Source organism: Empedobacter sp. UBA5528, assembly GCF_002426075.1.
Classification (GTDB): Bacteria; Bacteroidota; Bacteroidia; order Flavobacteriales; family Weeksellaceae; genus Empedobacter; species Empedobacter falsenii_B.
This window is the reverse complement of sequence record NZ_DINY01000035.1, coordinates 65,270-80,154: the sequence shown is the minus strand read 5'-3', so window position 1 is coordinate 80,154 and position 14,885 is coordinate 65,270. Positions and strand designations below refer to the sequence as shown.

The following is a 14,885-nucleotide window of genomic DNA, read 5'->3' as shown; positions in this document are numbered from 1 at the left end:
AACTTATAAAATGAAAAAGGGATGATTTTAAAACATCATCCCTTAAATATATAAACGCTGTAATAATTTTTTACTCTACAGTAACAGATTTTGCCAAATTACGAGGCTGATCTACATTCTTACCTAATTTAACGGCAATCCAGTACGATAATAATTGTAATGGAATAGCTGTTAGGATTGGAGAGAATTCTTCTGCTGTTTCTGGAATTACTACGTAATCATCTGCCATAGCAGTTACTTGATCATCACCATCGTTAACAATTGCAATTACTTTAGCACTACGTGATTTAATTTCTTGAATATTAGAAACTACTTTCTCGTAATAACCTTTTTTCGTTGCAATAACAATAACTGGCATATTTTCGTCCAATAAGGCAATTGGTCCGTGCTTCATTTCTGCTGCTGGATAACCTTCTGCATGGATATATGAAATTTCTTTCAATTTTAATGCGCCTTCTAAAGCCGATGGATAGTTGTATCCACGTCCTAAATAAATTGCATTTCTGTTGTCTTTGTATTTTTCTGCGATTTGATCAATAACCCCTTCACAGTTGTCTAAAATTTGTTGAACTAAATCTGGAATACGCTCTAATTCTCGTGTTAACAATGTAAATTTCTCTGTTGATAATTCACCATTTTGTTTACCTAATTTTAAAGCAATCAACGCTAAAATTGTTAACTGAGCTGTAAATGCTTTTGTTGATGCAACACCAATTTCTGGTCCTGCATGCGTATAAGCACCAGCATCTGTAATACGAGCAATAGAAGAACCTACAACATTGTTAATTCCAAAGATAAATGCTCCATTTTCTTTCGCTAATTTAAGAGCTGCCAATGTATCTGCTGTTTCTCCAGATTGAGAAATTGCAATCACGACATCGTGTTTATTGATGATTGGATTGCGGTAACGGAACTCTGATGCATATTCTACTTCTACAGGAATACGAGCGAAATCTTCGATCATGTATTCTGCAACCAAACCTGCGTGGTAAGAAGTTCCACATGCAACAATGATGATACGTTTTGCATTCAAGAATTTTTCTTGATGATCCCAAATACCAGCCATTTTAATAACGCCTTCGTCTACTAATAAACGTCCACGCATTGTATCACGAATAGAACGAGGTTGTTCGTTGATTTCTTTTAACATGAAATGCTCGTAACCACCTTTTTCAATCGCTTCGATATTTAATTGTAACTCTTGAACATCTAAAGAAACTGCTTCGTTATTTTGGATTGTACGTACATCTACTTCTTTGTCTAAAGTAATTGTTGCCATATCTCCATCTTCTAAATAAACCGCATCTTTTGTAAACTCAATAAACGGAGAAGCATCAGAAGCTACAAAAAATTCGTTTTCTCCAATACCAATTGCCAATGGAGAACCTAAACGTCCTACAACAATTGTATTTGCTTCTTCTTTATCTAAAACTGCAATCGCATATGCTCCAATCACTTCATTCAAAGCTAAACGAACTGCATCAGTTAAATTTAAGTTTTGTTCTTCTTGAAATAATTGAATAAAGTTTACTAAAACTTCTGTATCCGTATCACTATGAAAAACGTACCCTTTGTCTTTTAATAATTGTTTGATTGATTCATAATTTTCAATAATTCCGTTATGAACCAATACCAAACGTCCATTATTAGACATATGAGGATGAGAGTTTACATCATTTGGAACACCATGTGTTGCCCAACGTGTATGCCCAATTCCTAAATGAGGTGTTTTATCTAAATTTGCTGATTTATCTTCTAAATCTGAAACTTTTCCTTTTGTTTTTACCAATTCAAAATCGGTACCAGTAGAAAGAACTAAACCTGCACTATCATATCCACGATATTCTAGTCTTTTTAGTCCATTAATAATAATTGGGTACGCTTCGCGATGTCCAATATATCCTACAATTCCACACATAATATTTTATAGTATTTTAGTTAAATTCGTTAAATATAATACGCCCTATTTTTGAGAGTAATATACCAATAATTTCAGCTTTTTATCCGCTACTTCCGAATTATTTCCATGTAAAACAATTCTGTATGGATTATAAGCTCTATCATTTTGATAAGGATTTGTACTATTAATCGTAGTTGCATCGCTAACAGATGTTATAAAATTACCTATTGTAATAAACATCGTTTGATCTTTAAACTCATTTCCTTTCTCTAACATGCTTTTTAGATGTTTCGTGATATCAATTGTATAATAATCCGTATCTCCTTTTACAATAGGATTAAAGTGAACTGATGTAGGGTATGAATTATAGAATTCTAAAACGTCTGCATACAATTCATTTATAACTTTATCATCTTTTTTGTAGTTATTCCAAGCTACTAAATAAGGCGGTTTTGGAAAACTAGTTGAACCATCAATATAGAATTTTAATTTTGCTCCAAGAATCACAATATTACTTTTTGTCATCTCAGATTTTAATTCATCTAATTGCGTTTGATTGAATTTTAATTTTGCATAATTTCCACTCATTCCGCTTAAATACAATCTCGCGTCACCATTCACTTCATCGGGTTTGATTGTAGAATAAGTAGAACCTACTGCATTATTCACAATTTGAGAAGCAATAATATTGGCATTATTTGCAGTACCAGAATTCCACTGATTTGTCATATCAAAAGCATAAGTAGCACTCAAACGTTCTTTATAATTTGTGTCTGAACTTGTTTTTGCTGTCGGATTTTTATATGAATAATACATCTTCAAGTCAATTTTATTTGGATTAAAATTGACAATAAATCCATTTGATTCTTCAACAGAAAACTCTAAACCTTTGATATTTTCACGAATAAATGTTGCGTAATCAGAAAGTAATCCTGTTTTTGCATTTTTAATAATTTTTTCGTCAAAATAATCTGGATCTAAAGAAACTTTGTAACCAGGAACAACTTCAGAAATATTAGAAGTTCCAGTTTTCTGTTTAACAACTTTTCCTGTTACTGTTTTTCCAATTGTTGCTTTTCCGATTACTCTTGAATTAACAGAAATTGGAGATTCAAGTCCACTTAATGTTGAAAAATATTTTGTGTCTTTATATAAAACTGTATTAATGTCTTTAATTTTCAACGTCATTGTTAAATCCTTATTCCCATACAAAGAGTCTACTGCATACTTTGTTGTAATTTGGATTGTATCTGTATCTTTTGGTTTCTCTCCTGGTTTAGAAAGATTGATCGTATCTTTAGAAATTGGATCTTTAGTTGTACTGTAATAAACTGGAATTACCAAATTCACAGAATCTACTTTAGGTTCAGTTCCAAAATCCTGATCACCAGCATTTGAAGACGAAGGTCTAATTTGTGTATAAAACTTAGAAGACGTAGAACCAAAAATTGGTTCGTTGTACACACCAAAAGCTCCATTTTGAAGTACAAACTTATCTGTACGAAGCGTATCAAAATTGGCATTAAAAGCAATAACATCTAAGGATTTTACATTTCCTTCTGCCTCACCTCCAATCACATTGTTATCTAATCCTAGTGTTTCATTCTCACACGAAACAATTGCTCCCATTCCAATCATCATTGCAACAGACACAGAAAGGACATTCAAAAATTTTTTCATTAATCTAAACAGATTTTAATTAGAGTTCATTACTTCCTCAATATAGAAGTTGTTGTAAACTTCTTTTGCTTGCTCTTTAGAACAATAGTCTAATAGAGGAATATTTTGTTGGTTGATATAGTTTTTCACATCTTCTGGAATCATCTCTTCTCCTTTCGCAACTGCATCAGCATATTGTAAAGAAGCTTGAATCATACCCAAATGTGTAGGTTTTTCTAAATATGTTTGTACATCAGCTTCTACTTTATCAAAAGCTAATTTTTTAACTAATTCGTTATCTAATTCTCCTTCAAATCCGTTGTCAAATAAAGAAACAACAACTTTTGCATCTTGAAAGAAAGGATCGTCAGAATAATATTTTTTTAGATACAATGGTACTAAACTAGACATCCAACCCATTACGTGAACAACATCTGGTTTCCAGTTTAATTTTTTTACTGTCTCTAAAACTCCTTTTGCGAAGAAAATAGAACGCTCGTCGTTATCAGAAAATAATCCATTATCTTCTCCATAAACTTCTTTACGTTTGAAATATTCTTCGTTATCAATAAAATACACTTGTAGTCTTTCTCCTGGAACAGAAGCGACTTTAATGATTAATGGTTGATCCAAATCATTAATAATCATGTTCATACCTGAAAGTCGTATTACTTCGTGTAATTGGTGTCTTCTTTCGTTAATTGCTCCAAATCTTGGCATAAAGATTCTTACATCTGCGCCACTACTTTGCATGATTTTTGGCAAATCTAATGCTTGTGAAGACATCGGATTTTCAGGAAAGTAAGGTACCATTTCTGTTGTTACATACAATATGCGCTTTCCTTCCATAATTTCTACTCTCTTTTCCTAATGAATAATAAGGCACAAATTTACAAAAAAATGTTGATATATTATTTGCTTATAGTAGCTTTGCGAGATATTAGTTTTTTTTTAACAAATCAGTGTTATGGTTATATTTAACGAAAAGGAAAAATTAACTCCCGCAATCGTCGAGTTAAAAAACCAAAACAAAACCATTGGCTTTATCCCTACAATGGGCGCTTTACACGAAGGTCACATGTCTTTGGTCAAAGCTTCTAAAGCTCAAAACGACTACACAATCGTCAGCATTTTTGTCAATCCGACACAATTTAATAATGCAGAAGATTTAGCAAAATATCCTCGAACTGAGGAAAATGATAAAGAATTGTTAATGAAAAATGGCTGTGATTTTGTCTATATGCCTACTGTTGAAGATTTATATGAAACAAATGAAGGTGCAAAACATTACGATTTTGGTACAATAGACCAAGTGATGGAAGGCACTTCTCGCCCTGGACATTTTGATGGAGTAGCTACAATTGTTTGCAAATTATTCAAAGCAGTTCAACCAACAAGAGCATATTTTGGAGAAAAAGATTTTCAGCAAATTCGTATCATTCAAGAAATGGTAAAACAAGAGAATTTAGATGTTGAAATTGTTCCTATGCCAATTCACAGAGCAGATTCTGGTTTAGCATTTAGTTCAAGAAATGCACGTTTATCAACGCAACAAACTTCGGATGCCCCTCAAATTTATTCAATTTTATCGCAAGCTGTAACGCTAAAAAATGAAGGAAAAGATGTTGCTGAAGTAAAAGCTTTCGTCGAAAATGAATTCAAAAATTCACCCTTCGAATTAGAATATTTTGAAATAACAGATGAAGAAACCTTGTTGTCTATCGAACATTTTTCTGAGGCCTATAATATTCGTGGATTTGTCGTTGCCTATGCAGGTGATGTACGTTTAATCGATAATATTCAGTTTTAATTAAATATAATAAATTTCTCAAATCAATAGAAAAATATTGAAACAGGTTTTGAAATTTATAAGTTCAGTGTAACTTTGCAAGATTATGATGGTAGAAGTTTTTCACTCTAAGATACATAGAGTTAAGGTAACAGACGCAAAATTAAACTACATCGGAAGTATTACAATCGACGAAGATTTGATAGATGCTGCCAATATGGTTGTGGGTCAGAAAGTACAAATCGTGGTACAAGAGAATGGCGAACGATTTGAAACTTATATTATAAAAGGTAAACGTGGAAGTGGCGAAATCTGTCTGAATGGACCTGCAGCGCGTAAAGTACAAGTTGGTGACACAGTTATCATCATTACGTATGCGATGATGGAGTTTGAGGAAGCCAAAACATACGAACCAACAATTGTTTTCCCTAACGAGAACAATCGTTTAGATTAAGAAATTAATTTTCAACAATTTATATGAAGAGTAAGATCAAACAATCGCTCTTCTTAATCACTGCTTCATTGTTAGCCGTATTTTTTGTCGTGGTAACAGTGAAGCAAATTGATTTCGAACGAGTTGCAAAAGTTTTAAAACAAACCAATTATTTTTGGATTTTTGCATCTATGGCAATCAGTATTCTCACGTATTGGATACGCGCCGCTCGTTGGAATCTTCTTCTAAAGCCAATGGGCTACAACACACAAACCTCATCTGGTTTTTGGGCAATTGCATTTGCATATTTTATGAATTTGACCATTCCTCGAAGTGGCGAAGTGGCTCGTGCAACAAGTTTCTATAAAATGGAAAAAGTCCCGTTTGAGAAATCTTTCGGAACAGTAGTTTTAGAGCGTGTAATTGACGTTTTATTTTTGGGATTATTTTTCGGTTTAACACTTATTTTCAATTATGAAACATTCATCAAATTTGTAGAATTAGGAAACAAAGAAAAAGCACATCAACCAACAGCAGAACCTTCTTTCTTAAAATACTACATCACAATTGGAGTTCTTGTTTTAGGAATTGGATTAATCGCTATTTTCTGGAAAAAAATTAGTCAATTAAAGTTTTTTGAAAAAATCAAAACCTTTCTATTTGGACTTTGGGAAGGTATAAAATCAATCTCGAAATTAGAAAAAAGAGGTTTATTCATCTTTTATTCTTTCGCACTTTGGATTTGTTATTTCCTAATGACTTTTCTTGTTTTCTTCGCTTTTCCGGACACCAAAAATTTTGGAATACCAGAAGGTTTATTCCTATTGATTGCAGGATCTCTGGGAATGATTTTACCTGTTTCGGGCGGTTTGGCTTATCCGTATATTATGTCGATTGCATTTTCGGCAGTTTATTTAGCAAAAGGCGGAGATCAGCACGAAGGACGAGCAATTGGAGATTATTTTGGATTAATCCTTTATATAGCTCAAGTTGTATCAATGATTAGTTTTGGACTAATTGCTATTTACAAAATCGCACGAATTCGTCGAGATTCTACACAATAGTTACATACCTCCAAAGCTACGATTCCAAAGTTTTACCATTTTATTGATTTCCCAAGGATTTATTTTATAAAATATTTTCATAATTATAAAGAAAATAAGATTGACTAACAGTACAAAAAGTAATTCCATAGCGAATAAGTTTTTATTAAATATACATTTTATTTCTTTATCATTTCCAAATATTTAGGTGCTTGTTCCTCTAAAATTTCTGTGATTTTATCGTATTTGTTTTCTTTTACGAGTTTCTCTAATTCAAAATTCGCATAACAATATCGCACATAATCGGTGACTTTATTTTCTGGAATATTTAAACTTTCGATGAAATAATTTGAGGTAAAATAATTCTCTAAATCTTTGATTTTATCTACCTTTTTGAAATATTCGTTTTGTTTTTTATCTTTTTTCTTTTGTCCAGAAATAGATGCTATCCACAAAGAAGGATCCAACAATCCATTATTATTAATTGTAGAAGTCATGTTAGGATTTATCTTTCGGAAACGCAAATTTGGATCAAAACCCAAGTTCAAATTATCATACAATTCATCAACTTTTCCATGTTCTAACTTGATGTTATTCTTAAAATTTTTGTCTAACGTATTAATTCGCGCCTCGGCAAGTTCAATCGTTTCAATATTCAAGTGAATCGTCAACATTCCTTTTACTAAAATATCCGATGTGATTTTTATTTTTCGTTCGATATAAAAATCATGTGTGATCACCAATTCATCTCCAACAGACGCTTTGATCGAGAACATTCCATTTTCGTTTGTCAAAACTCTGGCGTTAGTCATTTCATTCATAATCAAAATATGATCCACAGCATCTTGTCCAACAACGCCATCGTCAATCACCACTTTTCCAGTAATCAAAGTTGTTTGCGCAAAAGAAAAAGTGCTTATCAAACCGAAAATTATAACGTATAAAATTTTATTCATTCTTTTGGATTTTTGACAAATAAATCGGCGCTTGTTCCTCTAGAATCTGAGTAATTTTGTCGTAATTATTTGCTGTGACCAATTTATCTAATTCAAAATTAATATAACAATACTTTACATATTCACTGACTTTATTTTCTGGAATATTCAACGTTTCGATGAAATAATTTGATGTAAAATAATTCTCCAAATCTTTGATTCTATCTTCTTTTTTGAAATATTCGTATTGATTTTTTTCTCGCTTACGTTGGCCTGAAATCGCAGTAATCCAAGCCGCAGGATTCAATAATCCAAAACTTCCAATATTTGATGTCGCATTAGGATCGATTTTTCTGAAGCGCAAATTCGGATCAATTCCCAAATTCAACTGTTTGTACATTTCATCAACTTGGTCATATTTGAGCTTGATATTGTTCTTAAAGTTCCTGTCTAACGTATTAATTCGCGCTTCAGCAAGTTCAATCGTTTCAATATTCAAATGAATCGTCAACATTCCTTTTGCTAAAATATCCAATGTAATTTTGATTTTTCGTTCGATATAAAAGTCGTGCGTAAAAATCAATTCATCTCCAACAGACGCCTTAATCGAAAACATTCCGTTCGCATTTGTAAACGCTTTCGCATTCGTCGATTCGTTTGTCACCAAAATATTGTCAACCGCATCTTGCCCAGCAACTCCATCATCAATCACCACTTTTCCGGTAATCAAAGTCGTCTGCGCAAATGTAAAAACGCTCAACAAATTCAATAATATAATGTATTTTATTCTACTCATTTTTCTTCATTTTTGCTAAATAAATCGGCGCTTGTTCTTCAATTACAAAAAGAATTTCATCAAAATTATTATCTCGTAACAATTTCGGAAAATCAAAATTTGAATAACAATAATCCAAAAACTCGTTTATTTTTCCTTCTGGAATTTTCAAATCATTCACAAAATAATAAGTCGTAAAAAATTTATGCAACGCCGACAATTGATCTTCTTTCACAACTTTTATCAGAACTGGATTTTTCATTCGCTTTTTTGGACTTTTGAACACATTTAACAACCCAAGCAAATTAACTCCACCAACTTGTTTAATCGTTCTATTCACTCTTTCCTCATCATGTTTAAGATTCAGTTCCGCTTTAAATTCTAGAGAAGTAAAACCCGCTTCATCATTCAATTTTTCTTGAAATGATTTTTCTTTTCCCAAATTTTTGAGCGAATTTTTATCCAATTTCGAGATATTTGCTTCTTTCAATTCAATCACTTCAATATTTACGTGAATCGTCACAAAACCTTTCTTAATCATGCTTTCCGAAATTTTCAATCTTCTTTCTTCAATTCCCGTATGTTTGATTAACAATTCATCATTCAAATTCACATTGATCGAAAATAAACCAACATTATTTGCTTTTGTTTTAGCTTTTGTCGTTAAATTTTCAATCGAAGTTCCTTCCAAATCAATAACTTCTTCTGCATCATCCACAATAATTTTTCCCGTAATTAAAGTGCTTTGTGCTTGAAGATAACTTGATGAAATGATTAATAAAAAGAATAAAATTCTACTCATGTTCGATTGGTTTTTGATTGATAATTGAAAGATAATTTGGTGATTGTTCTTCGAAAATCAAAGTAATTTGATCGTAATTATTTGCTTTTAAAAGTGGTTCTAACTTAAACTCAACAAAGCAATAATGAATAAAATCAAGAATATTTCCTTTCGGAATTTTCAAATCATGCTCAAAATAATATTCGGTAAAATAATCTTTGAGCAGGAAGATTTTATCATATTTATCAACATTCTTCTTTTTTAGGAAATATTTATATCGTTGTACATCCTTATCCGAGACTTGATCTAATAAAGCCATAACATTCTCGTACCGAATCGCGACACCAAATACCCTAAGATAATCAACTGTCTTAGCGTATTTTATCATATCATTTTTAAAATCCTCATTAATGCCTAAACTTTTATTGATTTTTTCACTTTGCGTTTCTTCTTTACTAATGTTTTCTTTCCAATCCTTTTTTAGTGGTTTTATTTTTGTTTCAGATAATTCTATCACTTCAACATTTACATGAACTTCAATAAAACCTTTTCTAATCATTGATTCGGAGACTTTAAGTTGACGTTCTTCGATCCCAATTTGTTTAAAAAGTAAAACATCATTTGGCTGAACTCGAATCGAAAAAAGACCTTTTTCATTTGATTTTGTTCGTGCGTTTGATGTTAGATTTTCGATTACAAAATCATCTAGATTAACGATTTCATCCGCATTATCCACCATAATTTTTCCCGAAATTAAAGTCGATTGTGCATAGACAGAAATACAAAAAATATAAAAAAAGCTAAGAAGTAAAGTTCTTTTCATTGGCATTTTAAAACATGATTAAAAATAATCGAGAAAATGATTGAAAATCAATATTTAACTCAACTTTATCTAAAGTTGATAATTTGTTAAAAAAGTAAATTATTATTAACGTTTTTTAGTTGTTGTATTAAAATTTTTCACACTTATAACTCCATATCTTGTCGCGATAAAACATTATTTTTGTCTAAATTTGAAACTATGGCTAAAACAAAAACTACATATTTCTGCCAAAACTGTGGCACGCAAACCGCGCAATGGATGGGACAATGCAAAAGTTGTGGCGAATGGAATACCATTGTTGAAGAAATTGTAGACAAAGGCGACGAAAAAAAATCGTGGAAAGATAAATCGGACAAAAAAGAAAAAACTTTTGCCCTGAATATTCGCGAAATAAATCCATTAGGAGAAATAAGAATTTCAACGAAAAACCAAGAATTAGATAGGGTTTTAGGAGGCGGAATTGTTCCTGGATCAGTGATTTTGGTTGGTGGAGAACCTGGTGTTGGAAAATCGACATTGATGTTGCAAGTTGCCTTAAAGTTAGATACGATTAAAATCTTATATGTATCTGGAGAAGAATCTGTTTCGCAAGTAAAACTTCGTGCCGAACGAATCGGAATTGAATCGGATCAATGTTTTATTTTACCCGAAACTAATACGCAAAAAATATTTGCGCATGCCAAAGAAATTCAACCTCAACTGATTGTTGTCGATTCTGTACAAACGCTTCAAACCACTTATGTAGAATCATCTCCAGGAAGTATTTCGCAAATTCGAGAAACAACTTTTGAGCTGATTCAATACGCAAAAGAAACCAACACACCGATTATTTTAATTGGTCATATTACGAAAGAAGGTGTAATTGCTGGACCAAAAATTTTGGAACATATGGTAGATGTTGTGTTGCAATTTGAAGGCGATCGCAACCATATTTACCGAATTTTACGTGCAAACAAAAACCGTTTTGGCTCGACTGCAGAAATCGGAATTTATGAAATGCAAGGAGCTGGTTTGCGTGAAGTCACAAATCCGTCAGAAGTATTAATTACCAAAAAAGATGAATTACTAAGCGGAAATGCAATTGCAGCAACTTTGGAAGGTGTTCGCCCGATGTTGATTGAAATTCAAGCTTTAGTTTCTACTGCTGTTTATGGAACTCCACAACGTACTGCTACTGGTTTTGATGCCAAACGATTGAATATGTTGTTGGCAGTTTTAGAAAAACGTGCTGGGTTCAGACTGAATATGAAAGATGTTTTCTTGAATATTACAGGCGGAATTCGAGTGGATGATCCTGCAATTGATTTAGCTGTTATTGCGGCAATTCTTTCGTCAAGCGAAGATTCTGCTGTTCCTGATAATTGTTGTTTTGCTGGAGAGGTTGGGTTGAGTGGAGAAATAAGAGCTGTAAATCGTGTTGAACAACGCATTACCGAAGCTGAAAAATTAGGTTTTGATGCAATTTTTGTTTCAAAATACAATAAAATAAAAGATACAGATTTTGGAATTCGAATCGTTAGAATATCTAAAGTTGAAGATTTATATCGAATGTTATTTCAATAGAATATTAAATATTTTATAAACACTTGATTTATACATTATTTTTTCTATTTTTATTCGAAACTAAAAACACTCTAATTATGGATTATTCTAACCAATCTACTCAAGATTTTAATCAACCACAACAATCTTCTTTTGAAGAAATTAAACCAAAACCAGAAAACAACCTTGTTTTAGCAATCATTGGTACTGTTTTAGGGCTTTGTTCTCCTTGTTGCATCGGTACTATTGTGGGTATTATTGCAATTGTTTTTGCAAATCAAGTGAATACAAAACACAATATTGGCGATTATACAGGTGCTGAACAAGCAGCTAAGAATTCTAAATTATTAGCTTATGTTGCAATTGGTTTAGGCGTAATTGGTGTTATTATAAATGTTGTGATGTTAATTACAGGAGGTATGGATGCTTATATGGAGCAATATAAAAGTATTTTAGAAAGCTCTAACGGAAATTAATCATATGATAAAACGGATTTTGGTTTATGGATTAGCTACGCTTTTGCCTATTTTGGTAATCGTCTATTTTTATAGTTATTACAGCAACCAAAGTCCGTTTTCTATCAAATGTATATTTCATGAAATAACAGGATTATGGTGTCCTGGCTGCGGCGGTCAACGTGCTTTTTCCTTGCTAGTTCACGGACATTTTTTACAATCGTTACGCTACAATCTTATTTTACCATTTGCACTTTACATTTGTATACAATTGTATTATGCTATTGTTGGAAATATTTTTTTAGGCAAACCAATGTCAGGCAAATTACATCTTCCCGCAAGTTTTGCGCGAAATTTCTTAATCTTCCTTTTGATTTATTCTATTTTAAGAAATATTCCTCTTTCACCTTTTATATATTTGGCTCCAGAAAGTTAGAAATATGGGATTAGATAATGTTGAATTAATCATGGAATTTGAAAATCATTTCAAAATTCATTTTAAAGATGAAGATATTCAAAAAGTAAGTCGAGTTGGGGAAATTTCAAACCTAATTTGTCAAATGATTGATGTTACTTCCGAAAACAAAGAAGAATTTAATTCACTTTACATAACGTTTCAAAATTACTTTGGACATCATATTCAACTAACGGATAAAATATCTAATTACTTACAAGTAAATAACTTCCAAAAGTTAAGTGATTTTTTAAATCTAAAAATTAAAAATTTCACGAATCTATTAAAATATGTTTTCTTAGATTATCATTTTATAAAATGGGAAAATCTTACTGTTGAAGAATTTATCAATGCAATATTAATTACAAATTGTAAACATCTTTTTGATAATAATTTACCTAAAAATCGATATCAAGTTTATTTAATTGTAGGAAGTATTATTTTGGACAGAATAGGCTGTCCTGTTTATGATATACAACCATATGCAAGTATTACAAAAGATTTGCGAATTGATTAAATAAAAAAATCAGAGAACTATTCCTCTGATTTCTTATTTGTTGTTCGTGGATTTTGACGCTCCTCGCCTTCTTTCAATTCTCCTCGACGTATTCTATTTTTGTCCGAATCTTTGTTATCATTTGGTAAAGAAACTGGTTGATTTGTCTCTCCTAAAACCCATGTTTCGGTCGCATCCCACATCGCTCTAATTTTGATTGGCTCTGGATACAAATAAATTGGTTCGGGTTGTTTACCTGATAAATAATCGCCTGTATCCCATTTTCCATTTTCGTTTTCATCAACCAATAAACGGAACAAATATTCTCCTGGCTCAATAAAATTGAACTCAAAATAGTTTTTATTTGCTGGATTATAAATTTCTTCAATTACTGTAAAATCTTTATCAGTCTTTAAAAACTGTAGGATAAATGGTTTGCTTGGAGTATTTTGTAGTGTTAATTTCAAATGTCCAAAATCGCCTCTCGTTCCCATTTTTATTGGATAAGCAAGCGTATCATTCTTCTCTCCTAACACATCTGTCAACGCATTTGGATAAATATTAACTTCAAATTTTTCGTCTAAATTTTTCTCAAAAGCAAAATTCAAGTTCTGAGCATTCACTGTATCAATCGAAACTTTGAATGGAATTGAAACTGTATCTTTAAACACATAAATTTTAGATAAATCCAATGATTTTATTGGTGCATTTGCCTGAATTTTAAATGGTTTATTTGGTGGTAATTTTTGATCATTTAATGCTTTAAATTCTAATTTTCGTTCTGTATTCGATTTTGAATATAATGCACTTACTTCATCAATTTGATCTTTATGTTGAACCTTGAAATTCAATTTTGCACTTCTTCCTACAATTGTATCCACCTTTGGATTGAACCAAAAATTAATCGAATCTTGTTTTGGAAACTTCTGAATATAAGCTGTTTTAAATTCTTTTCCAACCGGAGTTATCGTTACATCATCCGTTGCGCCAGTCGTTTTAAAAACAATTAAACCTTCTTGTTTAAAACTCGCTTCGGGTTTACGATAAGCTGGTTTTTGATTGAATAAATTCAAGTTGATTTGTTGATTCGCATTCAACTCAATTGGTTCGTTATAAAAAGCCAAACGCTCTTTCCCATAATCGTACATCACATTTTCTACCTTATCCTCAAAAGCAATCAATTTATATTTGCCCGAAGCCAAATAATTTAATTGATATTCTCCTTTATCATTGGCTCTCGCAATATAATATGGTTTCTTTTGCAGAATAATGCTGTCTTTGTAAGCACTGTCTACTTTATATAGCCCAACCAATATCTTCTCTGGTAACTTGAAATCATAAGACGCATTTACTCGACCTGTCACCTTCAACGAATCAATAAAACTACCTGTCGAAAAAACATATTGAAAGTTTGACAACTTATTATTTTCGTTAAAATCTTGAATCGCATCACCAAAATTGAAACTATACGTCGTGTTTGGTAACAATGGTTCTTGAAATTTAATCGAAATATTTTTCTTCGCTAAAGCTTGCGGCGTCACAATTGGCGGAATTTGAAACGATGGCGAAACAACCACATTTTTGCTGTACTCTTTTAGAAGAATATACTCATCAAAGTTGATTATTGCCTCTTGCAAATTGACATCTACATTTGTTGCCAACGTATCTGGATCAGCTTTTAGGAAAACTGGCGGAGTTTCATCTTTAGGTCCTCCCGTTGGTGAACCTTGTCTTGCACAAGAAATAACCGTCAAAATGGTTAACATCAAAAGCGAAAAACGTGTCGTCTTATTCATGGGC

Annotated in this window: 15 protein-coding genes; 7 read left to right on the top strand and 8 right to left on the bottom strand. The window is 31.9% G+C overall.

The window, feature by feature from the left end:
- Positions 1–70 precede the first annotated feature (70 nt).
- The 3 genes from glmS to B4L98_RS08390 are packed head-to-tail and all read right to left on the bottom strand — an operon-like array spanning position 71 to position 4,408.
- Positions 71–1,918, bottom strand: a complete 1,848-nt coding sequence (glmS, locus tag B4L98_RS08400) for a glutamine--fructose-6-phosphate transaminase (isomerizing) (protein WP_291078001.1) — start codon at positions 1,916–1,918, stop codon at positions 71–73.
- A gap of 45 nt (positions 1,919–1,963) precedes the next feature.
- Complete coding sequence (locus B4L98_RS08395; RefSeq protein ID WP_291077999.1) at positions 1,964–3,580, bottom strand: DUF4270 family protein; 1,617 nt, start codon at positions 3,578–3,580, stop codon at positions 1,964–1,966.
- A gap of 15 nt (positions 3,581–3,595) precedes the next feature.
- Entirely contained in the window at positions 3,596–4,408 is an 813-nt protein-coding gene (locus B4L98_RS08390; protein ID WP_286486645.1) for a glycogen/starch synthase, read from the bottom strand.
- Between the two features lie 118 nt (positions 4,409–4,526).
- On the opposite strand from B4L98_RS08390, the gene panC reads away from it, so the two are divergent.
- The 3 genes from panC to B4L98_RS08375 all read left to right on the top strand — a co-directional run bounded on the left by panC (position 4,527) and on the right by B4L98_RS08375 (position 6,845).
- Positions 4,527–5,369, top strand: coding sequence for a pantoate--beta-alanine ligase (panC, locus tag B4L98_RS08385; RefSeq protein ID WP_038336010.1), 843 nt, complete (start codon positions 4,527–4,529; stop codon positions 5,367–5,369).
- Positions 5,370–5,454: 85 nt separating this feature from the next.
- A complete protein-coding gene (panD, locus tag B4L98_RS08380) occupies positions 5,455–5,802 on the top strand; it encodes an aspartate 1-decarboxylase (protein WP_038336011.1) in 348 nt (115 codons plus the stop codon).
- A gap of 23 nt (positions 5,803–5,825) precedes the next feature.
- Positions 5,826–6,845 (top strand): lysylphosphatidylglycerol synthase transmembrane domain-containing protein, encoded by a 1,020-nt coding sequence (locus B4L98_RS08375; protein WP_280035043.1) that lies wholly within the window; start codon positions 5,826–5,828, stop codon positions 6,843–6,845.
- Between the two features lie 158 nt (positions 6,846–7,003).
- Here B4L98_RS08375 and B4L98_RS08370 read toward each other — a convergent pair whose 3' ends face one another.
- The 4 genes from B4L98_RS08370 to B4L98_RS08355 are packed head-to-tail and all read right to left on the bottom strand — an operon-like array spanning position 7,004 to position 10,138.
- On the bottom strand, positions 7,004–7,780 hold the full coding sequence (locus B4L98_RS08370; RefSeq protein ID WP_291077998.1) for a hypothetical protein: 777 nt from the start codon (positions 7,778–7,780) through the stop codon (positions 7,004–7,006).
- Positions 7,773–8,555: a hypothetical protein gene (locus tag B4L98_RS08365; protein WP_291077996.1), complete on the bottom strand. Its 783-nt coding sequence runs from the start codon at positions 8,553–8,555 to the stop codon at positions 7,773–7,775. Before B4L98_RS08365 ends, B4L98_RS08370 begins: the two co-directional genes overlap by 8 nt.
- The gene (locus B4L98_RS08360; protein ID WP_291077994.1) at positions 8,548–9,336 is read right to left on the bottom strand and encodes a hypothetical protein; all 789 of its coding nucleotides are present in this window, start codon (positions 9,334–9,336) and stop codon (positions 8,548–8,550) included. Before B4L98_RS08360 ends, B4L98_RS08365 begins: the two co-directional genes overlap by 8 nt.
- Positions 9,329–10,138 (bottom strand): hypothetical protein, encoded by an 810-nt coding sequence (locus B4L98_RS08355; RefSeq protein WP_291077992.1) that lies wholly within the window; start codon positions 10,136–10,138, stop codon positions 9,329–9,331. Before B4L98_RS08355 ends, B4L98_RS08360 begins: the two co-directional genes overlap by 8 nt.
- Before the next feature lie 198 nt (positions 10,139–10,336).
- Between B4L98_RS08355 and radA the strand changes: the two genes are divergently transcribed.
- The 4 genes from radA (at position 10,337) to B4L98_RS08335 (ending at position 13,106) form a co-directional block, all read left to right on the top strand.
- Positions 10,337–11,701 carry a DNA repair protein RadA gene (gene radA / locus B4L98_RS08350; RefSeq protein ID WP_125349136.1) on the top strand — a complete coding sequence of 455 codons (1,365 nt, stop codon included), beginning with the start codon at positions 10,337–10,339 and terminating at the stop codon, positions 11,699–11,701.
- Positions 11,702–11,778: 77 nt separating this feature from the next.
- Positions 11,779–12,156 carry a CD225/dispanin family protein gene (locus B4L98_RS08345; protein WP_114998540.1) on the top strand — a complete coding sequence of 126 codons (378 nt, stop codon included), beginning with the start codon at positions 11,779–11,781 and terminating at the stop codon, positions 12,154–12,156.
- A gap of 4 nt (positions 12,157–12,160) precedes the next feature.
- Positions 12,161–12,571, top strand: coding sequence for a DUF2752 domain-containing protein (locus tag B4L98_RS08340; protein ID WP_291059862.1), 411 nt, complete (start codon positions 12,161–12,163; stop codon positions 12,569–12,571).
- A 4-nt stretch (positions 12,572–12,575) separates the two neighbouring features.
- Positions 12,576–13,106: a hypothetical protein gene (locus B4L98_RS08335; RefSeq protein ID WP_291059861.1), complete on the top strand. Its 531-nt coding sequence runs from the start codon at positions 12,576–12,578 to the stop codon at positions 13,104–13,106.
- 17 nt (positions 13,107–13,123) lie between these two features.
- Here the strand turns inward: B4L98_RS08335 and B4L98_RS08330 are convergent, their stop codons facing one another.
- Positions 13,124–14,881, bottom strand: a complete 1,758-nt coding sequence (locus tag B4L98_RS08330) for an Ig-like domain-containing protein (protein ID WP_291077990.1) — start codon at positions 14,879–14,881, stop codon at positions 13,124–13,126.
- Between the last annotated feature and the right edge of the window lie 4 nt (positions 14,882–14,885).